Consider the following 26,142-nt stretch of genomic DNA (forward strand, 5'->3'; position numbering starts at 1 on the left):
CTTTAGATGTCTCTACAGGCAACAACAATCTTGAGCTGATCTGTGCGCATAACTCTGACCAGTAGGGCTTGCAGTCCTTTTCTCTTAAAGTTGAGTCCAGAGCCGATGCCTTGGAGGATTTCAGCTTCTGGATATCGTTCTCGCATAAATTCAACTTGCCTAGCAAGGTCGTCTCGCTGTTTGGTTGAACTGACGCGACATTCGCAAATAGTTCCCACGACAATTGCACCGCGCTGGTATGACTCAACATCGTAGAGTCTTTGTCCTGCTTCGTTTTTGATGCTTTTGATCTTGCCTTCATCGGAGAACTTCCTGATATGTGTTTGCGTGCAAGCCCAGAAATTTGACTCATGAGTCTGAGTGGTATATATGCCATTCACTCAATCTAGGCGGTTTGTTACCAAATGTTAACATTCGTTAGAAAACTATATACTGTTGATTTACCCCATCTCAAGTGAAGTTTCTTTCCAGAGGATTATTTAACGGGCGATGCCGCCGTCCTTGGAACTTTTGCCGTCCGATTCCGAGTGACTGGAACTTTTGCCCGATCGCTCCCTAAAATAAAAAGGAAATCCTCTGCGGTCGTACTCGATCGAGGTCGTACCGAGGAATGGGATTCGGTCGTGCCAATTTAATGCCCTACCTGAAAAAATTATAGCTGATGGCAACGCATCTGTTTGCTGGCAACGCTCGACTCCTACTCAGCTTTTGTTCTAGTTTGGGAGGGCGATCGACATTTTCTTCAAAAATCTTAGCCAATGAGGCTGGTTTGAAACGCTGCACAGCTTGACAGCGAGCTGGACGGACCGCCGTAGGTGTCGGCCACAGCATCCAAAAAGTATGATTTGATTCATGGCAGAAGCATTTCTCAACTGTAGGCCTCCGATCCCAACCACGATCGCAATCAGTGATTCTACCCAATTTTTCAATTATTTAATCTAAAATCGGAAATGGTATGACACCGGGCGTAGCGAGATCCCAGACTGTTGGCAAAAGGCTATATTTTCGTCGCGCAGTTCTCGGCGGGCGAATTCCAGCACTCAAAATACCCGAAATTTCTGAAATTGTCAATTTTTGTGTTTTTTGCCGGCACCCAACTCCGATCGCCTTTGAACTCAAAAGTCAGTGAGAAATATTCGTGCGTTACCTGTTGTGCTTTTCCCAACTATCTTCAATCAGTCTTTTGCGAGTAATAAGTTCTCGGAATTTGACTCATCTGTGGCACTCACCACAAGTTGATATTTCTGGTATTCTAAAGTCTCACACTCTTGTTTGGAAAAAATCAAAATCTGTACAAAAGACGCCTAAATAACTTAAAGTTATTTGTAAAAAAAGTAACTATGAATCAATTTAAAAAAACTACAACTAAGCTGAATCAAACCGTAACGAAAGAGTCCGATCGCACTTTGCAACTAGGTCAGCTTCCTTTGAGCGAGATCTCCTTAGAAATGACTGAGGCCGGAGCTTTGAGGACATTTAGCAGTCTAGACGATCGCCCGCAGGAAACCCCAGAGAGAACCGAAAAAAAACGCCGGAGGGTGGATGGGAAGAGCAATCGAGCTCGATCGCCTGTGGTTTCTAGCGCCTTTCTCAAGTGGCTGCTACCGCGTTTGAGTCGATCGAAAGGTGGGTTGGCGGCTTTCACCCTGGCAGCAGTTTGGGGGTGGTGGAACAGTCAGTTATTGGTTTCGACAGGGCTGGGGATCGCAGCGATGATGCTGGTTTACCGAGGGCAGTCCGGGGAATGGCAATTGCTGCGATCGAAAGCCGAGCAATTTTGGCAGAGCCCGAACCGCCGGTTGGTTTTAGCAGTAGGCGCCGGCGGGATTGCTACCTTGGGTGCTTACATGAGTTTGGCGATTTGGGCGGACTCTGAGAGCCACTGGATGGCTTTGAGCCTGATTTTGCAGAATTTTGGCACGATCGCGATTGCAGGGCTGTTGCTGCGCCAAGCGCTGAGTCTGGGATCCTCAAAAGATGAAGATGAAGCAGCGCTCGATCGGATCTTGGGAGATTTGACTGATGCTGACCCTGTGAAGCGTTTGATTGCAGTGCGGCAAATGACCGATTTGGTGAATCAGGGTGGGTTTAACCGCGTGACTTCTGTCAAAAGTTGGAGCGCCCGTTCCCGGGCTGCCGAGTGCTTTCGCCTGATGTTGAGTCGGGAACCCGAGGCTATAGTCCGCAATGCCATTCTTGAAGGTTTGCAGACTTGGGACGATACTTATGGCATTGTTTTAGAATCCAAAAATAAAGTCATCGACTATTAGCTGACCGTCAAAAGCATAAAATGTAATGCGATGAATGTTCGGGGCTTTGACGCGCAGGGGTGTGTTGGGCGCGATCGGAGAATTAGACCCTGCTAGATTCGGCGCCGGCATTTCATCTTGAACGATCGGGTTACCGTCGATGTCGCAAGCAGATAAAACCGTTCGCCGCGAACTGGTGACAAGTCCTGCTACGCTGCGAACTGGATACTTGAAACTTACTTCTATCAGTCCGCTTTTTGGGGCGCCCATTAACACTGTTGACCCAGAAACCGTCAGGAATGCTGGGTTTGAAGGTTGGATGGCGACGGTATTGCTAAAAGTCACTCCCCAATGGGCAAACTGGTTTTCTACTACTTCAAAGCATTTCAATTCTTCTAAAGCTAGGCGAACCATTCCCGGTGCGCTGACGCGCGATCGCACATCTAACCCTGAACCCGATCGTTCTGGAGTGGCGACAAATGTCTGTTTGCCGTTTAAATCCATGCTTCGACAGGCAGTATCAAACTCTGCAAACCCGTCAGCTAGAAGACTTTTTGCATCAACCATAAAACCCTCGCGATCCCGTTTCCTAAGCAGTTGCATTTTTTGAACCTCCCTGATATTAGTTGTTTGTTGTGTTTTGGAATTGATAACGGCGAGACTCATGATTTTATTGCCTGCAATCAGAGGTATCGAAAACCCATCGCCCGCCTTTTAACAGAAACCTTCGACGTTAAAAGCCACTGCTCCGTAAAATATGGTAATTAATTATTTGCGATCGGCTCTCGGCTGTAAACCTGCCGCGATTAAAAGCTAGATCTGATACCGCTGCTTTCCGAGTGCCTGCTTTCGGAGTCGGCGAACCGACTTGATTGTGTTGAGGGGTCTTACCCATCATTTTGTTATTATCTCCGATCGCAAGTAGTTTGCAACGGTGAGGATAACTGCACAACCTGAGCGCGCAGATCGCAAAACTTAGTTGCTGTGTGTAGTTTCAGGCTTCACTTGTACTAAAATAGATTGAAATCAATACTGAATCTTTACAAAAACGGCGCCAGCTTTGCAATCTTTTTAAATAAAGACGAGGCGACCCGCGAAACTCTACAATCTCACAGCGATTGAGGCTTATTTATGCTTGTTCCTCTCGGCTTCGGTCAGCGATCGATCGTGACTTCTCTCGGCAGAATGGTATATTACACTGCTGAAAAAATGCCTTGGATCGGATTGCCGAACTCAAATTCGGAAAATAAACCGAACTTAGTATTTTTTCACGGCTTTGGGGGCGGGTCAAGTGCCTACGAATGGTCGAAAGTTTATCCGGCTTTTGCAGCGGAATATCGAGTCTTAGCACCGGATTTAATCGGTTGGGGGCGATCGGAACATCCCCAAAAAAATTATCAGGTCGAAGATTATATCACATCTCTGATCCAATTTATCGAAAAAACTTGCGGAAGTCCTACGGATGTGATAGCTTCTTCGCTGACAGGGGCGATCGCGATTCGAGCTGCGATCGCCCGCCCGGATCTGTTCAAATCGCTGATTTTGACGATTCCCAGCGGTTTGTCAGACTTCGGACAAGATTACGGCAGCAGTTTCTTTGCTAAACTCGTCAACACTCCAATTTTAGACCGCTTGCTCTACAGTACGGGCATTGCCACAGATGGCGGCATTCGCAGCTTTTTAGAAGAGCGCCAATTTGCCGATTCCCGTCGAGTCTACCAAGAAATTGTCGATGCTTATCTGCAATCTGCTTTGGAACCAAATGCAGAATATGCAGCCTTGTCTTTTGTGCGGGGAGATTTGTGTTTTGATTTGTCACTTTATATCACTCAGCTAACAACACCGACTGCGATTATTTGGGGTGAAAAATCTCAGTTTACTAGCCCCGAGATTGGCCAGCGGTTGGCTAATCTCAACCCGGATGCAATTAAGGTTTTTCAAACTCTGGAAAATGTGGGTTTGACTCCGCAGTTGGAAGTTCCGGCTGTGACTATTGGTTTAATTCGGCAGTATTTAAGGTTGTTTTCTTAAGAGTAAAGAAGTTCGGCAACCAATTCTGTAACGGATTTGACGGATGTCACGGATAGAGGTTCCAAGTTCGAGGAAAGAAGAAGGTCTGCTCGTGTCTGGGACGCAACTGTCAAAATTAATCAAGGTACGTAGTTGGGCTTGAGCCTCCTTTAAATATATGTGTAAAGAGGGCTGAAGCCCAACTACGTACCTATTTGACTGTCAACTGACTATTCTTTGACTCGCACGTTGATGACGCTGGCGTTGAAATCGAAGCAGGGTAGTTTTATTGTCGGGAGATGAAAGCATCGCTCAAAATTAATCAAGGTACGTAGTTGGGCTTGAGCCCTCTTTAAATATATGTGTAAAGAGGGCTGAAGCCCAACTACGTACCTATTTGACTGTCAACTGACTATTCTTTGACTCGCACGTCGATGACGCTGGCGTTGAAAATGTATTTTTTGCCTTCAAGTTCGAGAGTAGTTCCGATTTTGACTTTCATATTTCCTAAAACCGGGCCGTTTTCAGTAATTTGACCTTTCCCCTCTAGAGTAAATCTCATATTTCTGCTGAAAGATTCTTCTTCTCTAGGATCTGGGACAGCTTTTAAGGTGCCGTTGGGCTGAGGAACTGCGAGGGTTCTAGTTATGGTTTTTACCTCTTTGATTGTAATCTGACCAGAGGGCTGGTTGCGGATTACTACGTTGATTTTATCGCCGGCTTTGAATAACTCTTGAAAGTTTGTGCCTTTGAGTCCGATCGCAATTGCATCCATTTCTACGGTTTTGACGCTGGCGCCGCCGACTTGGGCGACGGAACCGCCGGAAGTACCGGGAAAGAAGAAGATGCCGACTGCAACTAGCAGCACAATCATTGCTGCACCTACGTCTAGAATGCTGAGTTTGCCGAACAACCGGCCTTGAGAATCCAAAATTTTCATAAATCGCTTACTTAATTCACTGACAGCGACAGGAGTATCTGTACAAGCCAAAAGATATTACCACAACGATCGCCCAAAATCCGCAGGACTTGGAGAGTGGGGGATGGGAAGAGGGGGAGATGGGGAGAGGGGAGAGTGGTTAAAATTTAGGAACAAGTTAAAATAGCAACTAAGTAGCGTTATATTTCGTCTGCCGATTTAGTGACTTTTTGAGTTTTTCCTAAAAAAAAAGACCGGGCGGTTGAAACCGCGTCTATACAAACAAAACCTGCCTCCGCAGGTTGAAGAAGCGACGGTTGAAATTACATTATTTTCTTGAGTCTCGCGTTTCGCGGACGGGTGCATCTGGCGCAAGGAAGAGGGCGAAGCATGACCGCATATAAGTTATTAGTTATAATCTCCTATTTTCTGCGGTCATGCTTCGCCCCTACGAATATATAGCGGTTCTCAGAAAGATGAGGTATGTTGTTGGGCTTCAGCCCTCTTGGTTTAAGCGGTTATATAAGCTGTCAGTCATACCTCATCTTTTTGATAAAGGCTATATTCGCCTTGCGCCAGATGCACCCTAGCGGACTTTGTTTTTGTAGATTCGGTTTCAACCGACATCTTATCTCCTTCTTCCTTCTTCCTTCTTCCTTCTTCCTTCTTCCTTCTTCCTTCTTCCTTCTTCCTTCCTTCTTCCTTCTTCCTTCTTCTAGGGCGTATAAATCATGTTAAAAGGTTTTTGGTTGACTTGTCGGCGTAGTTGTGGCCGGGGGATTTATCTATTTCTGTCGGTGATTGTGGCTGCGGGTATCTGCGTGATTTCCCCACAACCGACTCAAGCATTTTCTTTACCGGAACTGATTTTGCGGGGGATTCAAGTTATTCAATTGTCGAATATGTCCGATCGCCAGGAGGTGACTGTTGGCCGACAAATCAATCAGCAGTTGACGAGTAGGGAGTTTAGGATCGATCGCGATCGGGCTACTACAGCATACATCAACCGCATCGGTCAGCGACTGGCCCAAGAAAGCGATCGCCCGGATATTCCTTATACTTTTCAGGTGATTGACGATAACAATATTAATGCTTTTGCGACGATGGGCGGTTTTGTTTATGTGAATAAGGGTTTGATGGCGGCGGCGGATAATGAGGCGGAATTAGCAAGCGTGATCGCGCACGAAATCGGGCATATTAGTGCTCGCCATTCGATTAAGCAAATGCGTCAAATGGCGATCGCATCTGGTGTAGCTTCGGCGACTGGGCTGGATGGTTCTAAGGCGGTTCAGATTGGGGTGGAGTTGGCTTTGCGTCGCCCTCACAGCCGTCAAGCTGAGTATGAGGCGGATCAGTTGGGTTTGCAAACTATGGGGCGATCGGGCTACGCTCAATCTGGGATGGTTGATTTTATGAAAAAGTTGCTTAACAAGCCTTCTCCACCGAGTATTTTGAGCACTCACCCGGCGACTAGCGATCGAATTGCTGCGATTTCCCAGGCTATTGATCCGGATCTGGCTAGCGGTGAAGGTTTGAATAATGCGGCTTATAAGCTGGAAATGCGTCGGTTGTTGCGATCGTAGTTTTTGGTAGGGTGGGTGAGTTGCGTTGAAGTGCGATCGAACTCAAGGTGACGCATTCTATAGAACCCATTTGAGAGCTATTTTGCGTAAATCTGAGAAACCGGGTTTCTTTCTATATGTCTCATCACCCAACCGAAAAACTCGTAGAAACCCGGTTTCTTGCCATGAGCGTAAATCTGAGAAACCGGGTTTCTCTCTATATGTCTCGTCACCCAACCGAAAAACTCGTAGAAACCCGGTTTCTTGCCATGAGCGTAAATCTCAGAAACCGGGTTTCTCTCTATATTTCTCGTCACCCAACCCAAAAACTCGTAGAAACCCGGTTTCTTGCCCCTTGCCTAAATCTGAGAAACCGGGTTTCTCTCTATATTTCTCGTCACCCAACCGAAAAACTCGTAGAAACCCGGTTTCTTGCCCCTTGCCTAAATCTGAGAAACCGGGTTTCTCTCTATATTTCTCGTCACACAACCCAAAAACTCAAAGATGTCAAATGGGTTCTATAACTGACACATAAAACTCAAGAAACCGGGTTTTTCACCGAGATTAAGTTTTTGGAGTTTCAATCCCCTTGCGGGGGAGTGGTTTGGGAAAGAAGCAAAATTCCAAGTGATTTGGCAATCAAAATCAAGAAGTTTCAATCCCCTTGCGGGGAAGTCGTTTGGGAAAGTCAACAAAGTCAAAACCTTGAGTTTAACAATTTCATGTTTCAATCCCCTTGCGGGGGAGTGGTTTGGGAAAGTTCAGTGCAGAGAGGTACAAGAAAGCATACCGTTTCAATCCCCTTGCGGGGGAGTGGTTTGGGAAAGACTGTTTCTGTCTCGGGTGCACTCGCACAACGTTGGGGCGTTTCAATCCCCTTGCGGGGGAGTGGTTTGGGAAAGAACCTATAGAAGCGGAAGTTGAAATTCTGACTTTTAATAGAGTTTCAATCCCCTTGCGGGGGAGTGGTTTGGGAAAGCTGACAGAGAACAAACTTCCAAAGTTCCAGAATCTTGTTTCAATCCCCTTGCGGGGAAGTCGTTTGGGAAAGAAGGGGAAATAATAAACCATTGTTGCTTTTTGTTTCAATCCCCTTGCGGGGAAGTCGTTTGGGAAAGTTGTATTTTCGCCATCGTTGGCGGATCGTCGCAGAAGTTTCAATCCCCTTGCGGGGAAGTCGTTTGGGAAAGTGTCTTTTCTGTCCTTATGGCAGCTTTAGCCACTCTCGTTTCAATCCCCTTGCGGGGAAGTCGTTTGGGAAAGTTGGCTAAGAAGCCAGGCGACAATTATTGCGGAATTTGGTTTCAATCCCCTTGCGGGGAAGTCGTTTGGGAAAGCTAACTCAATTTTAATTGTTGGAACAGACATCAACAGTTTCAATCCCCTTGCGGGGAAGTCGTTTGGGAAAGCCACGAAATTATTCAAGTTGCCAAGGAGGTACTTGGTTTCAATCCCCTTGCGGGGAAGTCGTTTGGGAAAGCAGACCAATTACAAGAATTAAATTTCCAGCAACCCTGCGTTTCAATCCCCTTGCGGGGAAGTAGTTTGGGAAAGGCTCGAAGAAATGAGCTATGGAGAATAGAAATGAAAACGTTTCAATCCCCTTGCGGGGAAGTAGTTTGGGAAAGTTTTGCGAAATATTGTTTTCCGAAAGTCAAATACAGTTTCAATCCCCTTGCGGGGGAGTGGTTTGGGAAAGGATTTGGGTTTGTGTATAAATTTTTCTTCGGAAGAAACAATGTTTCAATCCCCTTGCGGGGGAGTGGTTTGGGAAAGTGGATTGTTTGTTGTTTTAGTTTCTGGTTTAATCCAAAAGTTTCAATCCCCTTGCGGGGAAGTCGTTTGGGAAAGTTGACTATCAATTTTTGGAACCGGGCCGTTCAAGCTCAAGAAGTTTCAATCCCCTTGCGGGGAAGTCGTTTGGGAAAGCGACGTGTTTCGTTGCAACTGGCGGACGGCGTTCTCGTTTCAATCCCCTTGCGGGGAAGTCGTTTGGAAAAGGTACTTGTAACAAGACAGTTACGATTTTTACTGAGGAACGGTTTCAATCCCCTTGCGGGGAAGTCGTTTGGGAAAGGCTATACGAAATTCGGAGTACTTTGTACCTCTAAATGTTTCAATCCCCTTGCGGGGAAGTCGTTTGGGAAAGAGTTCGGCTACAAACCCTTACCCAGAGAGCGTTCCAGACGCCAAATCGACGCACCGTTTTTTCACTCTCAATAGATGGGGGGTCATCTTCAACAAGCATAGGATTGAAAACGCTCAACCCCAGACTACAAACACAATCGACGCACCTCAACTCAAGAATCAGGGTTTCACCGATCGCCCTAGGTGCGTCGAAATCAATTGCGGCAATGAAACCCACCGCAGCCGATCGCCCACCTAGATCAAAATCGCTTGCAGTTATGAAACCAACCGCAGGCGATCGCAAAATCTATTCAATTTTCAAAGTTCCGCGTGAAAAACCCTTGCTTTCCACTACTACAAACAATAGAGACTCAAGAACAAATTGTCAAGCTTTTCCCAGCACTTCGTTTGGAATTAAGCTTCCTGTTGAACAACAGAGTTCAACTGAGCTTTCAACTGAGCTTTTGGAGGTGGAATCTGCGGCTTCAATTGTCTGACAACTTCATCAAACGGCAAAATCCGCACTTGATTGTTAAACACATTTACCTGATAAACTCTGCGATAACTCAAGTCAAATCCAGTCAGCCAGCCACTTTTTGGATGATAAGCCCCCGTGTCAATATCCAGCCACCCTTGGCCCCTGACTAATTCCCCGGGCCTCACACCCTCAAAGGTAAACGTGATCGTGTGACCGGTAATAATTAATTTATCGGGAAAATACGGTTTCGGTATCGCGTGAAATTCCTTGCGAATCCAGCACAATTGTTCGATCGACTGTTTGTCAATTGGCATAGTTGGATGCACACCCGCGTGCACCAGCCAGATATCCCCTAAGTCTAGATGCGTTGGGAGCGATCGCAGCCAATCTAAGTGTTTGTACGGCATCATCCCTGTATCCTTGTAACTAGCGACAGTCGCATCCCCACCGCTGTACAGCCAAGACTGCCACGCCCGCATATCCACTGAGGGCCCCGACAAAGCATCTAACATCAGTTGTTCGTGGTTTCCCAGCAGCGTTTGGTAGGGGCTTTGCTGCACAAAATCTAATACCTGAGCGCTTTTCGGCCCGCGATCGATTAAATCTCCTAAAAAATATACGCGATCGTCCGAACTCGGGGCAAGTGCCTCTAGCAAAAGCATTAACCCGTCGTAATGCCCGTGTACGTCCCCAATAACAATGCGCCGCTGGTTCACTGTATTTATCCGCTTTCCTGAATCGAAACCTTAATTACTCGCTTATAGCATCTGATTTAGCTGCTATTTCCTCCGATCTTTCGCTGAGGAGGGGTGTCACCCATTATACTACTTTTATAAACTTTTGGTAAAGTTCACAATTTTATTTGCGTAGTTACAGATCGCAACACTGAGAAGTTATCCCAGCTTTCGGTATAAGTGAAGTACAAAGATACCCTAGAAACACGGGAGTGCCCTCTCCTGCAAGTCTTTCAGAGAATTGATAACCGCTGTTAATTCTGCTGTGGCAATTACTACTATCGAGTCAGTCGATTTTAGATTGACTCAACAATGATTTCACCGAATAGCATGGGTTTGAAGCCCCAGCATGAAGGCAGATTGTGATAATAGCGGAGTTTAAATCTCCCTTCTTATCACTTCGCTGTCAACTGTCAACTGTCAACTGTCAACTGTTTAAGGTGTAGGATGCGCCAGCGATGAGTCGATCGAGCAAATCGAAAATAACTCTAGCTAACGCACTCTACAATACTACTGAGTCAAAGCCTTGAGGAAAGTCTGCATTTCTGCTAAAAAACCTTTCTTTTTTAGCGGTTTTGCCGGTGCAGTCGAATCAGGATCGGCGACTCCCATAGCCTTCGCTAAAATCCGTTCTAAATCGTCTCCCACAGGTTTTTGAGCAGTTTCCGAAATTAATTCGTATTCGTCATTTATTTCCAGCCAGACTTGCCACGGTTGCGGATAGCAGCGGAATAAAGCTGCCGTATCTAGCGGCCTGATGTAATAGCAAGATTCGATTTTGCTCAGGAATCGATCGCGCAACTGACGGCCTGCATAACCTATACCTATAGTAGCAACATCTTCTAGGCGCGGGTTGAGCAAGATCACAGGGCGGCCCGCCGCAGCTATATAAAGTTTTTCAACTTGCGACACCTCTACCGCCGCCGGATTAACCAGCAAAAACAGTTGATCTTCCGGTGCTATATTATCTTCAACAGGAGTGCGGCTGCTGCCCAAATCACTTATTTTAAAAGGTACTTCTCCCCAATCGCGGCGGGCGAGGGCGGCTGCACCAGCATCGGGAAAAAACACTTTCATCCCGGAGTGGCTTTCCTCAAATTCTGGTAAGAATTGTTGCGTGATAGACTGTGCTTGCAGGGCGATTTCGGGAAAGACTAATTCGACTTGCAGGAGATTCATGCCATCCGAGAGGGCGGCGGCGGTGGCAATGCGCGATTGGGCGATCGCATCATTGAGATCGTTAGGCAGTTCTGTCATTAATCTTATTATTCGTACTCGACTTCTCTCAATCCAATTTTACCGCATTAAGCTAATCAAAATTTAAATTAGACTTAATAAATAATCAAAATCTTGTGGGGTGGGCTTCCAGCCCGCCCGAAATATGCAATTCAAATATGCCACAGCTTAAGCTACAAAAGCTAACACGGACACGGGCGAACCGCAACCTCCCAAAAGGCGTAATATTCCGATCGCCAAAGTGAAGTCTGCCGCAGGTAAAAAGTGGAGATTTGCCAGATTTTCCAGCACAATTCGCTGCTGTTGCAATACCATTTTATTCACAGCAAAACTTTCATCTTGTCCCGGATCGACTCCGTGAGTGTCAATACCAATTCCCGCAATCGATCGCTCTTCCAGCAAAAATTGAGTTGCAGCTTGACCAAATCCCGGAAAGTGGCAAACTCCGCCATCGTCAGGATTGAAAAATGCTCGCTCATCATTCCATTTAGCTTGCCATCCAGTATATAATAGAACTAGATTTTCCGGTTCAATAAATTTGTGCTGGCGTTCCCAATTCAATATATCATCTATCGTTAAAGTGTAATCGGGATTGGCAAGACATTGCTCCCGAAGGTCGATCGCAATTCCGGGCAAAACTAGAGACTGGGGCGCATAACTATCAACACTCGCGCCTGCTGGATCGAAGGTATTCGGTGCGTTGATGTGAGTGCCACTATGTTCTCCCATGCAGAATTTTCGCAGGAAATAGCCGTTTTTGTCTATTTCAGATACTATTTCAAATTCCGGCGCTGGATCACCCCGCCAGATGGGAATCTGTGGATGAATTGCATGGGTTAAGTCTATAATGTCGCGGTAGGCGATCGTTTTTAAATTATTTGAGTTAAAGTTGTTTGTCATCGACACAAAAACTCAGGTTAGCTGATATACCTACAATATTAGGACGGGCAAGATGCCCATCCCACATTTTTTTTTCTTCTTGTGGAATGGGCATCTTGCCCCTTCCAGATGCCCATCCCACATTTTTTTCTTCTTGTGGAATGGGCATCTTGCCCGTTCCAGATTCAAATCAAAATCAACCTAGCTGAATCACTCTAGAATGCGATCGAGCGTCGCTGCCATCACATCCTTTGTTTGCCCGGAAACAGTATACACCAAAGCCTCTCGATAAACTCTTCCAGCCGGGTGCAGCCTACCGTTAGCCGCACCGCTAGAAACCACCACCGCAGCGTGCCCGCACCGCACAGCCAAATCAATAGCTTCCGCTCGGAGCGCTAATTGTTCGGCTTTTGAGCTATGTTGAGATTGTAGGAAATGCTGTTTTAGCCGATCGAGCTTCTGTTCCAATTTTGTGCAAGCCGCCACAATCGCAGGCGAATCTTTAACTATCGCCGCCGCTACAATTACATCCAATCCCGCGCGAATACAGCCAAAAGTAACCGGCACAAAATTCAGGATATTTTTGCTGTCATTTTCCGCAATCCAACCGACAGCTTTAACCGAAATTATTTCCGATTCATGCAACAACCAATTATTAAGACTTGCTGTCACAGTATTAGTCGAATTCATCGCGATTAACGGCATGATTTCGCTGACAGCTATTTTACCAGATTCCCGTTCAATATTAGCAAAAGGCAGCAAACCAAAAACCGCGCGATTGTCTGGAAGTACCGCAGCCACAATAAACTTTTCAAACAAGCCAAAACCAGTAATCCAAGGAACATTCCCCGACAGTAGATAGCCATCTTCAGGATCGCCTCAAATGCGAAAACCCAACACCCAAGCGTAACTCTTTTTGGGCGATCGCGCGCAAGTATCTGCCTTTGAGCATTTCATTGTCACTGCTAGCAATCATCGCAGTTGCGCTGTGGTGCTGAGTTTGCAGGAAAGACAAAGCCCCAGAATATCGCGCAGTCAATTCCTGATATTGGTAAAAAAGCTCCGGTGGAATGTCCGCGCCGCCCCATTTTTGGGGAACGCGCAACGCTAAGAGCGATCGATTTTCCAATCCTAAAAGTGCTGTTTTCAGCGCTTCCGAGTCACTGTCGATAATTTCCGCGCGGGGTGCAACGCACTCTTTTAGGTAACTTTCCGCGCTGTTTAGAATATATTGAAAATCCATTTTTTATGATGATTTTATAGAAGACTGGGCGGTTGAAACCGCGTCTATAGAAACAAAACCCACCTCCGTGGGTTGAATCTTCAGACTCGGCGGTTGAAACCGCGTCTACACAAACAAAACCCACCTCCGTGGGTTGAATCTTCAGAAACGGCGGTTGAAACCGCGTCTATAGAAACAAAACCCACCTCCGTGGGTTGAATCTTCAGACTCGGCGGTTGAAACCGCGTCTATAGAAACAAAACCCACCTCCGTGGGTTGAAGACAATGCGATTAAAATTATATTAGCTTCTTCAGTCTGCGGAGGCAGACTTCCTTTGTGTAGACGCGGTTTAAACCGCCGTTTCTTCAGTCTGCGGAGGCAGACTTCCTTTGTGTAGACGCGGTTTAAACCGCCGTTTTCCTGGTTTAAACCGCCGTTTTCCTGGTTTAAACCGCCATCTTAATTAATCATTATTCCCAAACTTTCCAAGGAGCCTTCCCTTCATCCCAAAGCTCGTTTAAATACTTATATTCCCGATAAGTATCCATCGCATAAAAGAAGCCTTCATGGCGGTAAGCCATCAACTGTCCATCTGCTGCCAAACGCTGCATTGGCTCCTGTTCTAAAACACAATCATCCTCACCCAAATACTCAAATATCCGGCGGTTAAATATAATATATCCAACACTAATCCAGCCGTCTATTTGAGGTTTTTCAGCAAATTCTCGTACTTGACCTTCACTGTCAACATCCAAAATCCCAAAACGTGAAATCGGGCGAAATGTAGTTACAGTTGCCAGCTTACCGTGAGACTTGTGAAACTCCATCAATTTATCGATATTGACATCAGCAACTCCATCACCATAAGTCACCATGAAATTCTCGCCATCGATATATTTTTCGATCCGTTTTACCCGCCCTCCCGTCATGCTTTCTGCACCAGTATCAGCCAGCGTTACATGAAAATTTTGTTCGCGATGTTCCTGCTGATAAGTGATGGTATTTTTCCGTCCCAGACATATCGTAAAGTCATTGTTCATGGCTTCATAATTCAGGAAATATTCTTTAATCATGTTGCCGCGATAGCCCAAGCAGACAATGAAGTTTTGGAAGCCGTAGTGGGCGTATATTTTCATGATGTGCCAAATAATCGGGCGCCCGCCGACATCAACTAAAGGCTTGGGGCGAAATTCTGTTTCTTCTCTCAGACGAGTACCAAGACCGCCCGCTAGGATGACTACTTGCATTTTTTCACCTTTTGAAAACTTATCAATTAATCTATCATCAATTATCTGGGATTTTTTCAAAGAATTATTAATAATTTCTCAGATTGAGTGAAGCTTTGTAAACCCTAAAAAAATCCTATTCTAAATACAATGTAGGGTGCGGACTGTGCATCGCGCACTTAAATGCTGCGTGCAATTCCTAACTCACTCAGTCCCGGACGCATCAACCTCAAAAAAACCTGGTTTTTAACCTAATTTGTGGGTGAGAGCGGGGTGCATCTCAATTTTGAAGAGGGCGAAGCATGACCGCATATAAGTTATTAGTTATAATCCTATATTGACTACGGTCATGCTTCGCCCCTACAAACATATTTTCCTTGCGTGAGATGCACCCTGAGAGCGCATAATTTTCGTAAAAAATTTGGTTTCTAGGCACCTGTGCGTCCAGGACTATCACTAATGCTAAACTAGGAAACAGACAAAAACATTAGACAACTATACTGAACATCAAAAACAACAATGAAAAGTCAACTCGATCGCCTAAAAAGATTTTTAGGTATAATCTGCGCGATCGCCTCAATCACAATCTTATTGCACTCGGCAATATCCGCTGTTGGTGGCGCTGTTTTTGCAGGGGAAATCTCAAATATACCACAAACCACCATAGCCTTTGTCCCTAAGATACCGGGCGGCGGATTGGATGTTCACGAAGCCGCAGGAGGACACACTTTAGAGAGACACGTTGGTAAAACAGAAGGAGAATTAGCACAGCGACTCGGACGAGAAATGGAAATTGCTGCTGCATCTTCCTTTGCTAACCGTTCCGTCGCTGAAGCGGCGATTGCGGAAGCAATGTCCAAAAATCAAAGTGCGATCGCCTCCTGGGTAAAAAAAGGAGGCAATCGTTATACGATCGACTACAACGCCAACAGAACAATTGGCATTACTCTGCGCCGCCGCTCATCCAAAGCAACTCCAGTCTCTCGCCTGAAAATCGTCCTCCAGCGCAGCAATAAATTACCTCCCGGATACTTTATTCTCACAGCTTATCCCCAATGATCGATCAATTTCCTAATTTAACCCAATTTTTCAGTTCCTACTTTCACCAAGAGTGGGCGCTAGAAGCTGACACTCCCAGTGATGTAGTCAATAACTACCTGAACAGCGAACCCCCCGCAAGTATTGAAGCTGCATCGCAAGAACTTAGTCAACTGCTAGAAATGTCGATTTCCGAACCAGATTTAGAAACCTTCGTCCTGGATGAATTAGGCTGTTACTATGACCCACAATCGAAAAATCAAACTGTCAGAGAATGGCTGGAATCCGTGCAGCAATCGTTGATAAATCTCCGATGATTCGGCGGTTGGAAACCGCTACTACACAAGCCAAGTCTGCCTCCGCAGACTAAGAGATAGAGGAGTATTTAAGCCTGATTTTTTTGTAGATACTGCCTACTATTTAGTCTCGCGTTGCGCGGACTTCGTTTGTGTAGTCGCGGTTTCCAACCCCCGGGTTTCTAACCACCTCGGATTTAAAATTAGATCGCACATTTCTCTCAAATCCCATCCATATTTCTTCGTCCGCGGAGGCGGACATCGTTTGTGTAGTCGCGGTTTCCAACCGCCGACTCTTGAGTGATTTTACTTGGTAATAGTCAACAAATAACCTTCATGAACTTTGACATTAGGAACAACATAAGTCAAGTTATTGCCAACAACCGAAACACTTTCTTCTTTAACCGTAACCAGCTTTTGCACAGCGCCTTCGAGATTGTTAGGAATCTTCTCTAATTTGAGACTAACTTTTTGACCGTTTTTAATCCCAAGCTGCTGCAAATTTACAAGATTCAAGGTAACGGTTGTGGCTGACGAATAATTGCGATCGAAATAACCCAAAAGTACCTGTGCTTTACCTTCGGGATTTGACTTGCTAGCTAAGGCCACAAGGCGATCGCTATCCGATCGACTCAGCACCCGCGAATTCACTCCATCAGCATAAGCTTTGTAAGTCCACCAAGCAGCCCTCGGCTCAAAAGTATTCGGCGTAACCATCCCTGTCAGCGTATTATTGAAGCAATTACTAACTTTTTTACCTACTGTTGTATCCCAACAAGCTCTGCAAGCACCATCAGCTCTTGCATACTCCAAGTTAGACAAATAACCTAAAATTTCCCCCGGCTGATACTGCGCTAATTCTCCGACAATTTCGTTGACATAAATCTTTTGCAATTTTAGTTCCTTGTAAAAGGGACTTTGTTGGAAATTGCGTTTAGCATCAAATACGTGATCGTCAACAAATAAAATTATGGTATCATTGAGTTCGTGCCAAGCTAGGAAATTTACTTCCAGTTTGTTCGCTTTGCAGTAATCCAAAAAAGCCGCGAGATATTCTTTGTTGTAAGTGCTGATGCTCGGCCCGCCAATCATCGCTGACGGCCCCAATTCTTGCCGCAAGATTTTGTAAGCCCTTTTGTAAGTTTCAAAGAATTGTTCTCTGCTTCCCTTCCAAAACGGATTTACTAAATCTGGTTCGTTCCAGATATCCCAAATAATTTTTTTGCCCTTATTCTGTTGGGCTAACTGTCGGATGAAGGCTTCCCACGCGGGGTAATTTTGATAGGGCCAGCCTTTGGGGTTGCTGCCGTAGCCCCAGAGGTCGCTAACTAATAGTTGAAATTCGGCTCCGCTGGCGATTACTCGATCGTAAATATCGAGTCTTCCGGCGCGCCACAGCTTGGGCTGCAAGGGCTTAATGGAGCTATCGGGGGGCTTGCTGGGGTCGATTCCGTGCAAGAAGCCGCTCATGGAGGTGATACCGGTGGCTGGCTGTCCAAAATCGACTGTGACGTTCGATCGCATTTGGGCAATTGTTGGCTGCTGCCCAAAATACGCGATTAACAGGATTGTTACCAAAGCTAAGCAAATTGGCAGCAGCTTATTAATAGGTTTGAACTTGAAGGTGAATTGCATATTGTATGTGGTTGCAAACAGAAAAAGACTTCAATTCAATCAAGGTATGTAGTTGCGCTTCAGCGCTCTTTGTTTATATATTGAAAGAGCGCTTTCATCGCAACAACGTACCTTAAAATGAGTTCTTTCCAAGGTATGTAGTTGCGCTTCAGCGCTCTTTGTTTATATATGAAAGAGCGCTTTCATCGCAACAACGTACCTTAAAATTTAACGAGACAAGGCGAGTTCAAAACCCTGTACTAATTCCATCAATTCTTGCCAAGCTTCGGAATTAATCAGCGCACAAGTATCGAATTGCTCCCCTTTCTCTGAAGATAAGGCAACAAAATTTACAATCCAACTCAAGATAGTTTCGCTTGTCAACAATGGCGTGCATTTCCAAGCTGACTGCAACTTCTCCACCATCCCGGACATATCCCCGCGCTCCCAAGCTTGCCAAGCCTGCCATACTAGATAATAGTAATGGAGCATACTGTCAACTTTTTCGATCTGCTTTTGGACTTTGGGCGCGATCCTCTTCGAGGGCTTCGCTAACGCAAATTCGTCTCGATTGCCGCTAGCAGATAAGACTTGGGCGACAACTTCTGAGTATTCCAACAGCATCCGTTCTTCCTTAAAAAGCTCTTGGGCTCGCAGTTTGCAAGCTTGTCCTGCCAGCCTCCGCAATTCGGGATTTTGGGCCCATAGTTCTACCGTTGCGGCTAACTCTTGTGCTGTCTGTTGCGCGTCAATTGTCGGATCGGCAATTAACTTTCCGGTATCTCCCAACTCTTCGGGAATTCCGCTGACTGCTGTAGCAATTACGGGCAATCCCTTCGCCATTGCTTCCATCACTGCTAGCGGCATTCCCTCTGCTTTGGATGATAAAATAAAGATGTCGCTGGCATCCAACCAATCGGCAATATCCCACCGCTGGCCGATAAATTTAACTTGTTCGGTGACTCCTAATTCGTTGACAGTTGCTCTCAATTCCGGTTCCATGTTGTCGTGAGTCGTGGAACCGGGGCCGGCCCAAACGAAGTAAATTTGCGGCCAAACAGGCAGATTTTTCAGTTTGGCGATCGCCTGCAATTGATACTGATATCCTTTAATTGGAGTCAGTCTCGCCGCCGTGAAACAAACCACAGCCTCTTCGGGAATGCCTTGTTCTTGGCGCAGGCGTTGGCGGGTTGAGAGATTGGGCGGTTCAAAGTAATTGTTCGGCCTGCCGTAATAAATTACTTTACCCCATTCCCGAGGCATTTTGAACAAACTCTTAAACAAGTTTAAATTCTCGTGGGAAACAGCTATCACCGCTTTAGCTAAATTGTACTGATAGGCCACTGCATCGAAATAGGGAACCTGATCTCCACGGTTAAAAGTCTTATAAGTGCGATCGATATAACCCAGAGTAATTACATAAGGTATGTTCTGTTTGAGTGCAACTTGTTTCGCAGCAAAATTTGCCATCGGCCAGCCATCGCTAAATATAATTAAATCCGGTTTAGCTTCCGCGTAAATTCTTTCAGCATCGCTACAATTGTAGGCAATTCGCAAAAACTCCCTCATCGTATCGAACTCCAGCCAAATATGCTCGATACCTAGTTGTTGCTGTTCGGTAATTAAAGGATTAGAAGCTTTAGTTTGCACGCTAGTAACTCGGTAGCCGTCGGCTGCTAATTTGGAAAGTAGCGAGTGGTTGAACTGCGCCAAACCGCCGATTCCGTGGTCTTCTGCATAGACGAGTACGTGCGGTGCAAGCTGGCGGCCAATTGAACTAGGCTCTGATTTAAATTGATAGGTATTGTTGACTGCCTCCGCCACCATGTCTTGCCATTCTTTTAAATTGGTTAAGGCATAAGCATCAAAGTTGTTCGTGTATTTTTCCGAAGAAACTCTAAAAGTTTCCAACCATTTAAAAACTGTTTCTGTGCCATTATAAGGAGTATAGTACAGGGATTTTCTCAAACACTCGACCATCTCTGGCAAATATCCGTCGCGGTACATCCGCCACGCTATCCACACTAAAGACTTGTAACGTTCTGCCTTTTGTAATTGGCGTATGCGATCGGGCAAATTGGGTTGGGCGAAGAATTGCTCCATTACAATTTCCATGCTTTTCATCACTTTTTCCCCACCGGACATGAGATTGCTATCGTGCTGGCGGTAGCAGGTTAATATCTCTTTTAACCACGCACATTTGCAGCCTTTTAAACCCAAACGCAAAGCAAAATCTAAATCTTCTGTTGGCGGAAAGCGATGGTCAAAACCGCCCAGACGTTCCCACCACTCGCGCCGCACCATCATTGCACTGGGACGCACGCTTTTGTGCAGGACAAAGCTTTCTAAATCTAAGTTGGGCGTGTCTTCCCAAGGCATGACTGGGTAGATGTCTTTTCCGGTTTCATCAACCATCAACCAGCCGTTTTGTACCATCCCTAAAGTGGGGTCAGCTTCAAAACAAGCAATTTGTTTGGCGAGTTTTTCTGGCAGGAAAAAGTCGTCGGCATCCAGAAATGCTAAAAATTCGCCTTTGGCCATTTCGCAAGCGCGGTTTCGAGCTTTTGCTGCTCCTTGATTTTCTTGATATACGTACTGAATCACATCGCGGTACGGCTCTAAAGTTTGCCTCGTATTGTCTGTAGAACCATCATCTACGACGATAATTTCCCAGTTTTGGTAAGTTTGATTTACAGCGCTCTCCACAGCTCTAGTAATGTAGTGTTCGCAGTTGTATGCCGGGATAATTACGCTGACTCGCGGTGTTTTTGAGGTAGGTATGCTAGCCATTATTTTTTTCCATTCTGGTAAGTTTCTTAACGATTGAAAATCGATTGTAACTCCGTAAGTTTGAGCGATCGCACTCAGACGCTTCTGCCAATCGGTGACTGTTGGCCTTAGAGGATAAGGACTGTACTGGATAGATTTTTGGAAAAATTCAACCGCCTCTACTGGATGGTTACTATAGTACAATTGCCAAGCCATCCAAGTCAATGCTTCGTAAAAAGCCGGATTTTCTAACTCGCGGATGTGCTGCGGTAAATCTGGTTTGGCGAAAAATTGCTGTTTTAAGGTAATAAAAAGATTGGCTTGTTTGAGAGCTTTTTTTATTGATACATTTTGATCGTGCTGGCGGTAGGATACTGTCACTTGAGGCAGCCATGCTGCTTCGCAACCCAAGAGGGCTAAACGCAGAACTAAATCTGAATCGTCTACTGAATCAAATTCTGAATTAAATCCGCCTGCAAGTTCCAGCCACTGACGTGAAAACATCATGGCGCTGGGAAGTACGGGCATTTGTACTATCCAAGTTTCTAAGTTCAATTTTGGGAAATATTCCCAAGCTTTGATATCGGAAATTTTGTCGCCTTGCTGGTTGACAATGCGCCAGCCGCTGTTAACAATTCCTAAGGAGAGTTGCTGGCGAAATAGGGATATTTGTGCTGCTAATTTATCTGGCAAAAAGAAGTCATCTTGATCTAAAAAAGCGATGAATTCGCCTTTGGATTCCTGAATTCCTCGGTTGCGGGCTGCTGCTACTCCGGCATTTTCTTGATATACGTAGCGAATTCTGTCGAAATAAGGCTGCAATACCTGATGTGTCTCATCTGTCGAACCGTCGTCTACAACGATTATTTCTAAATCTGTAAAAGTTTGGCACAACACGCTTTCTACCGCTTGTACGATGTAGCGAGATCCGTTGTATGCTGCTATAATTACGCTGACTTGCGGTGTGCGTGTGGCTGCTGACATTGTTTACCTGGTTGTTCAGTAGAAGGAAGAGGGAAGAGGGAAGAGGGAAGAGGGAAAAAGATATACACAACAAGCTTAAGCGCGAGCCGTATTTTGAGTTTTATTAGGTGGGTTTACTTAACTGGTTGCTATCTTAGTTTAATCGAAATATGTGTTTGCTCGACTTGCGTACAAATTAACTTAAACAGTCCTCGACGCACTCCGACAAAGAAACCGGGTTTTTTCCCAAATTTGCGAATCACAGCGCGTCTTCTCAGCAAAAACCCGGTTTCTGGCAACCTGTGCGTAAGTCCTATTAAAGTTCGTTAGCGTAGCCCTCGATGACGATCGCATAAATGCCATCCAGGTACTCGGTATTTACAGTCAGGCTGATGTCGGTGCACGATCTGGAGGATATTAGAGAGGTTTTGCTCTACAATTACACAGGGAATTATTACTAAACAGGAACGTTAAAAGTGAATTCAGAAACAGCCGCGGTTGATTTGCAACAACAGGCAGAAATATATTTAGCTTTAGGGAAGTTGGATCGGACGATCGCACTTTGCCACCAAATTCTCGAATCCCACCCCGATTCCGCCGAGACTTGCAAAACCTTAGGAAAGGCGCTGCAAGCTCAGGGTAAGCTAGAAGACGCTCGGTATTGGTATAAAGTTGCGATCGCCCACAAACCGGATTTTGCCGAAGCTTTTGCTAACCTCGGCACCCTCTGCGCTAGTTTGCAACAATGGCAAGAAGCGATCGACTGTTACCAAAAAGCGATCGCCCTACAACCAGACTTTGCAGGATTTTACCGCAATTTGAGCCGGATATTTACCGAAGTCGGTCAAGCTGAGCCAGCAGCCGACTGTTGGTATCAATCACTCAGCGTGGAACCGATCGACATACCGGAAGAATATCTAGATTTGGGCAATACTTTGTTGGCGCAAAACAAGCCACAAAAAGCTCTAGTTTGTTACCACCGCGCTATTTATTTAAACCCTAGTTGTTGTGAAGCTTACACCAAATTAGCCGAAGCTGCTAGCGCCCTAAAACAGTGGGACGAAGCTATTGTTAACTACCGCAAAGCTATCAAGCTGCAACCGGATATTTCGGAGTTTCATTACAAATTAGGCAATGTTTTGCAAGCCAATAAACTCTGGCGCCAAGCCGAAGCTGCCTACCGCGAAAGTATTGAGCTGAATCTGAATTCTTTTTGGTCTTACTACAATTTAGGCAGCGTTCTGCTCGAATTAGAACAATGGCAAGAAGCTATTATTGTCTACCGCACGGCTGTGGCAATTGACCCAAATTTTTCTTGGTCTTACTACAGCCTCGGTGAAGCTTACGGCAAATTAGAAAAATGGTCGGAGTCCGCAGCAGCATACCAGCAAGCTGTTGACTTAGATCCGAATTTTTCTGGTTCTTGTCACAAGTTGGGAGATGCGCTTTTTCAATTAGAAAAATGGTCGGAAGCTGCGACAGCTTACCAGCGGGCGATCGCTCTTAATTCAGATTTTTTTTGGTCTCATTATAATTTAGCATTAACTTTAGTTAAACTCCAGGATTGGTTGGCAGCAATCTTGGCATACCAGCGGGCGATCGAACTCAATCGAGACTTTTCTTGGGCTTACCACAATTTAGGAGAACCGCTGTTAAAAACCGATCAGTGGAAAGCAGCAGCTACTGCTTATCAGCGCGCTATTGAACTCAACCCCAATTTTTCTTGGTCTTATTATAATTTAGGCGATGCTTTGACTGAGATCCACAACTGGAACGAAGCTGTTTCTGCTTACCTTTGTGCGCTGCAAATCGAACCGGATCTCCCCAACATTTACGCCAAGTTAGGCGATGCTCTCATCAAAAGAGTGCCGTCAGGTTTAGATCCGGCAACGAGTTACTATCACCACGAATTGCAGCCGCTGCACGCTCCTGAATTTTACTGCGAAACAGCCCAAAAGTTTGCCGAGAGCGATCGCCCCGACGCAGCTACAGTCTTGTACTTGATGGCGTTAGAAATTCGGCCGCAAGATGCCGCAATATCCGGGAAATTGGCGGAAATTTTGCAAAAAAATGACTCTACGGGCGATCGCAGTATATTATCAGAGTTGGAGAATGACGATATTCGCGATCGCTACATTGCCCGAGTCGTCAAAAATCAGACTTTTGCAGAAGTCGGGGGATTGTGGGGAAAAGTCAACGAAAAAGTATCCGTAGCAAGCAAATACGGTGCAGTTTCTCTGACAATGATTGATGTCACGCCGGCATCCGCACACATTTGGGATGATTTTCGCGATCGCATGGCAAGTTTAAATATTGCTAATTATAATTGTATCAGTCAAGATATAACTCAGATTCAGCTTGCAGAAATTGGTGAGCCTTACGATGTCGTCCACTGTGCAGGAGTTTTGTACCATCACCCCCACCCTTTGCAAATTTTAATGAGCTTGCGTCAAATAACAGGGCAGTATTTAATCTTAACTTCAGCGATTACCCAAGAACTTATAGAAAACGAGCGGGGACGCTACGAAATTCCAGCTTCTGGGGTAATCTTCATTCCCGCTTTGGGCGAAGCAGAACGAGCTATCTTAACAGCTTACTGGCAGCAGTACACCTACGGCACACCAATTCTCGGAGTAATTGATAAAGCCGTTTTTGACATCAACGACTTTGGCCCTTGGTGGTGGCTGCCTACAGCTTATGCTTTAGAATCTATGTGTAAAGTAGCTGGCTTTAAGGTTTTAGATAAAGGATTGACTTGGTACAATAACGCTCTGACTCTATTGCTGGAGATTTAAAGATTGTTCATTCAGTTGACAGTTGACAGTTGACAGTTGACAGTTGACAGTTGACAGTTGACAGTTGACAGCTTGAGGGCGACCTCTACCTAGAAGGAAGAGGATTGGAGTAATGAATCGTCTAATTTTAATTTCTTCCAAAAGGGAGAGGATTTAAACCAATTCTTTCTGGTAAACGAACAATTCCAAAAAATCCGCACAAACAAATGATAGAAAATTCTATGTCTGAGATGATTCCTAGTTCTATTTCCCCAATATTCCTACTAGAACCCAGTCTGTTTTTAATTACGAAATAAAATATACGAACCGCACCCGAGGGTTAGGATTTTATTAATTACCGAAATCCTTGCTTTATTGCTTCTGACTTCTCTTCTACATATAGCGGTTCTCAAAAAAGTGAGGTATGCGCTATGCCCTATGCCCTATGCGCTATGCCCTATGCCCTATGCCCTATGCCCTATGCCCTATGCCCTATGCCCAGTCGTACCTCATCTTTCTCAGAAAAGCTATAACTAAGCCTTATTCCATCCGTTACATCTTGTGTTACATAATCCATTGCCGAACTTCCTTCTTCCTTTATATTGGGAAAACACTCAATGAACAATCAGCAACCAGAGACGCCATTAGGAAACATTTTAGTAGTAGACGATACGCCAGAAAATCTGCGCCTGTTGTCTACAATGTTGACTCATCGGGGGTACGCGCCCCGCTGCGTGATTAATGGGCAAATGGCTCTGAGAGCCTGCAATTCTAATCCGCCCGATTTGATTTTACTCGACATAATGATGCCGGAAATGAACGGCTACGAAGTGTGTCAGCATCTAAAATCTGAACCTAAAACTCGCGAAATTCCGGTAATTTTTATCAGCGCTAAAGATGAAGTTTTCGACAAAGTAAACGCATTTGCAGTAGGAGCAGTTGACTACATCAGCAAGCCATTTCAGTTTGAAGAAGTGCTCGCCCGCATCGAAAGTCACCTTACCCTGCGGAACTTACAAAAACAGCTAAAAGAACAAAATGTGCTGCTTCTAGAAGAAATCACCAGCCGTTTAGCCGTTGAAAAAACTCTTTACGAAAAAAACCAGATTTTGCAAGAAGAAATCAGCAACCGCCTCGCCGTTGAAAAAGCCTTGCAAGAGCAAAATTTGCTCCTCCAACAAGAGATATCGAACCGCAAGCGCGCTGAATCTGCCCTCTTAAAATCTAACCAAGAATTGGCGCGGTCGAATGCCGAACTAGAACAATTTGCTTATGTAGCTTCTCACGACTTGCAAGCGCCTTTAGCAACTATTGCCAGCTACGCTCAACTTTTAGAAAAACGCTACAAAGACCAACTCGACAGCCAAGCTATTAAGTTTATCACCAATATCGTTCAGGGCTGCACGAGAATGCAAACTTTAATTGACGATTTGCTCGAATATTCGCGAGTTGGTCGCAGTCAGAAACCCTTTGAATTGGCAGATTGCAATCATGTAGTCCAGCAAGCAATTGCCAACCTGCAAGGGGCTATCCGCAACGATCAAGCAGTTGTTACCTACAGTGAATTGCCAGAGATAATGGGAGATATTTCTCAACTGGTACAGCTTTTTCAGAATTTACTCAGCAATGCAATTAAATATCGCCACGATGCACCGCCTACGGTTCATATTACCGCTTCCAAACAGGAGGAGAACTGGTTGTTTTCTGTGTCAGATAATGGGATTGGGATTGCTCCACAGCATCAAGAACGCATCTTTCAAATTTTCCAGCGCTTGCACACTCAAAGAGAATATTCTGGAACAGGTATTGGTTTAGCAATTTGTCAAAAGATTGTGGAACGTCACGGTGGATCTATGTGGGTGGAGTCGGAACCTGGTCAAGGTTCAACTTTTCACTTTACTCTCCCTTAATCGAGACATCAGGCACGCACTTATAGCGGTTATCGGAAAGATGAGGTATTGACCAATTCATTAACAATTCCCCAATTCCGCAATCCCCGAATCCTCGAATCCTCGAATCTCCTAATCTCAAATCTCAAATCTCAA

The 26,142-nt window shown here is 45.3% G+C and carries 21 protein-coding genes and 1 CRISPR repeat array; of the genes, 8 read left to right on the top strand and 13 right to left on the bottom strand.

What is annotated here, in order from left to right; genetic code table 11:
- Positions 1 to 2: 2 nt before the first annotated feature.
- A complete protein-coding gene (locus JGK07_RS01310) occupies positions 3 to 146 on the bottom strand; it encodes a hypothetical protein (RefSeq protein WP_293174987.1) in 144 nt (47 codons plus the stop codon).
- A gap of 809 nt (positions 147 to 955) precedes the next feature.
- Here JGK07_RS01310 and JGK07_RS01315 point away from each other — a divergent pair.
- Together JGK07_RS01315 and JGK07_RS01320 are read left to right on the top strand one after the other, a co-directional pair.
- Positions 956 to 1,129 carry a hypothetical protein gene (locus JGK07_RS01315; protein ID WP_293174728.1) on the top strand — a complete coding sequence of 58 codons (174 nt, stop codon included), beginning with the start codon at positions 956 to 958 and terminating at the stop codon, positions 1,127 to 1,129.
- Positions 1,130 to 1,340: 211 nt separating this feature from the next.
- On the top strand, positions 1,341 to 2,270 hold the full coding sequence (locus JGK07_RS01320) for a hypothetical protein (protein WP_293223470.1): 930 nt from the start codon (positions 1,341 to 1,343) through the stop codon (positions 2,268 to 2,270).
- Here the strand turns inward: JGK07_RS01320 and JGK07_RS01325 are convergent.
- Together JGK07_RS01325 and JGK07_RS01330 are read right to left on the bottom strand one after the other, a co-directional pair.
- Positions 2,238 to 2,852 (bottom strand): hypothetical protein, encoded by a 615-nt coding sequence (locus JGK07_RS01325; RefSeq protein ID WP_293189669.1) that lies wholly within the window; start codon positions 2,850 to 2,852, stop codon positions 2,238 to 2,240. The genes JGK07_RS01320 and JGK07_RS01325 overlap by 33 nt on opposite strands.
- 130 nt (positions 2,853 to 2,982) lie before the next feature.
- Positions 2,983 to 3,147, bottom strand: a complete 165-nt coding sequence (locus tag JGK07_RS01330; RefSeq protein ID WP_293189671.1) for a hypothetical protein — start codon at positions 3,145 to 3,147, stop codon at positions 2,983 to 2,985.
- Positions 3,148 to 3,380: 233 nt separating this feature from the next.
- Here JGK07_RS01330 and JGK07_RS01335 point away from each other — a divergent pair, with 233 nt between their 5' ends.
- The gene (locus JGK07_RS01335) at positions 3,381 to 4,280 is read left to right on the top strand and encodes an alpha/beta hydrolase (protein WP_293174716.1); all 900 of its coding nucleotides are present in this window, start codon (positions 3,381 to 3,383) and stop codon (positions 4,278 to 4,280) included.
- A gap of 391 nt (positions 4,281 to 4,671) precedes the next feature.
- On the opposite strand, the gene JGK07_RS01340 is transcribed toward JGK07_RS01335, so the two are convergent.
- Complete coding sequence (locus tag JGK07_RS01340) at positions 4,672 to 5,199, bottom strand: DUF4330 domain-containing protein (protein WP_293174713.1); 528 nt, start codon at positions 5,197 to 5,199, stop codon at positions 4,672 to 4,674.
- 710 nt (positions 5,200 to 5,909) lie between these two features.
- On the opposite strand from JGK07_RS01340, the gene JGK07_RS01345 reads away from it, so the two are divergent.
- Entirely contained in the window at positions 5,910 to 6,761 is an 852-nt protein-coding gene (locus JGK07_RS01345) for a M48 family metallopeptidase (protein ID WP_293189673.1), read from the top strand.
- A 556-nt stretch (positions 6,762 to 7,317) separates the two neighbouring features.
- Positions 7,318 to 8,889: direct repeats of the CRISPR family, unit length 36 nt; unit sequence GTTTCAATCCCCTTGCGGGGAAGTCGTTTGGGAAAG.
- 392 nt (positions 8,890 to 9,281) lie between these two features.
- On the opposite strand, the gene JGK07_RS01350 is transcribed toward JGK07_RS01345, so the two are convergent.
- From JGK07_RS01350 to rfbF, 7 genes are all read right to left on the bottom strand, one after another.
- Complete coding sequence (locus tag JGK07_RS01350) at positions 9,282 to 10,061, bottom strand: metallophosphoesterase family protein (RefSeq protein WP_293195714.1); 780 nt, start codon at positions 10,059 to 10,061, stop codon at positions 9,282 to 9,284.
- Between the two features lie 528 nt (positions 10,062 to 10,589).
- Positions 10,590 to 11,336: a DUF1995 family protein gene (locus tag JGK07_RS01355; protein WP_293174704.1), complete on the bottom strand. Its 747-nt coding sequence runs from the start codon at positions 11,334 to 11,336 to the stop codon at positions 10,590 to 10,592.
- A gap of 147 nt (positions 11,337 to 11,483) precedes the next feature.
- Positions 11,484 to 12,215, bottom strand: a complete 732-nt coding sequence (locus JGK07_RS01360) for a cyclase family protein (RefSeq protein WP_293174701.1) — start codon at positions 12,213 to 12,215, stop codon at positions 11,484 to 11,486.
- Positions 12,199 to 12,363: a hypothetical protein gene (locus tag JGK07_RS01365; RefSeq protein WP_293174698.1), complete on the bottom strand. Its 165-nt coding sequence runs from the start codon at positions 12,361 to 12,363 to the stop codon at positions 12,199 to 12,201. Before JGK07_RS01365 ends, JGK07_RS01360 begins: the two co-directional genes overlap by 17 nt.
- Before the next feature lie 41 nt (positions 12,364 to 12,404).
- On the bottom strand, positions 12,405 to 12,995 hold the full coding sequence (locus JGK07_RS33090) for a hypothetical protein (protein ID WP_366934273.1): 591 nt from the start codon (positions 12,993 to 12,995) through the stop codon (positions 12,405 to 12,407).
- A 67-nt stretch (positions 12,996 to 13,062) separates the two neighbouring features.
- Positions 13,063 to 13,437 carry an acyl-CoA dehydrogenase family protein gene (locus JGK07_RS33095; RefSeq protein ID WP_366934274.1) on the bottom strand — a complete coding sequence of 125 codons (375 nt, stop codon included), beginning with the start codon at positions 13,435 to 13,437 and terminating at the stop codon, positions 13,063 to 13,065.
- A 450-nt stretch (positions 13,438 to 13,887) separates the two neighbouring features.
- The gene (rfbF, locus tag JGK07_RS01375; protein ID WP_293174692.1) at positions 13,888 to 14,664 is read right to left on the bottom strand and encodes a glucose-1-phosphate cytidylyltransferase; all 777 of its coding nucleotides are present in this window, start codon (positions 14,662 to 14,664) and stop codon (positions 13,888 to 13,890) included.
- Positions 14,665 to 15,162: 498 nt separating this feature from the next.
- Here rfbF and JGK07_RS01380 point away from each other — a divergent pair, with 498 nt between their 5' ends.
- The gene (locus tag JGK07_RS01380; RefSeq protein WP_293174689.1) at positions 15,163 to 15,702 is read left to right on the top strand and encodes an RNase A-like domain-containing protein; all 540 of its coding nucleotides are present in this window, start codon (positions 15,163 to 15,165) and stop codon (positions 15,700 to 15,702) included.
- Positions 15,699 to 15,998, top strand: coding sequence for a contact-dependent growth inhibition system immunity protein (locus JGK07_RS01385; protein ID WP_293174686.1), 300 nt, complete (start codon positions 15,699 to 15,701; stop codon positions 15,996 to 15,998). The genes JGK07_RS01380 and JGK07_RS01385 overlap by 4 nt, the downstream gene beginning before the upstream one ends.
- 285 nt (positions 15,999 to 16,283) lie before the next feature.
- Here the strand turns inward: JGK07_RS01385 and JGK07_RS01390 are convergent, their stop codons facing one another.
- Together JGK07_RS01390 and JGK07_RS01395 are read right to left on the bottom strand one after the other, a co-directional pair.
- The gene (locus JGK07_RS01390) at positions 16,284 to 17,612 is read right to left on the bottom strand and encodes a beta-xylosidase (RefSeq protein ID WP_293189683.1); all 1,329 of its coding nucleotides are present in this window, start codon (positions 17,610 to 17,612) and stop codon (positions 16,284 to 16,286) included.
- Between the two features lie 207 nt (positions 17,613 to 17,819).
- Positions 17,820 to 21,344: a glycosyltransferase gene (locus tag JGK07_RS01395; protein WP_293174680.1), complete on the bottom strand. Its 3,525-nt coding sequence runs from the start codon at positions 21,342 to 21,344 to the stop codon at positions 17,820 to 17,822.
- A 455-nt stretch (positions 21,345 to 21,799) separates the two neighbouring features.
- Here JGK07_RS01395 and JGK07_RS01400 point away from each other — a divergent pair, with 455 nt between their 5' ends.
- Positions 21,800 to 24,118 (top strand): tetratricopeptide repeat protein, encoded by a 2,319-nt coding sequence (locus JGK07_RS01400; RefSeq protein ID WP_293174677.1) that lies wholly within the window; start codon positions 21,800 to 21,802, stop codon positions 24,116 to 24,118.
- 596 nt (positions 24,119 to 24,714) lie between these two features.
- On the top strand, positions 24,715 to 26,007 hold the full coding sequence (locus JGK07_RS01405) for an ATP-binding protein (RefSeq protein WP_293174674.1): 1,293 nt from the start codon (positions 24,715 to 24,717) through the stop codon (positions 26,005 to 26,007).
- The last annotated feature ends 135 nt before the right edge of the window (positions 26,008 to 26,142 follow it).

Source organism: Microcoleus sp. PH2017_24_DOB_U_A, assembly GCF_020738205.1.
Lineage (GTDB): Bacteria > Cyanobacteriota > Cyanobacteriia > Cyanobacteriales > Microcoleaceae > Microcoleus.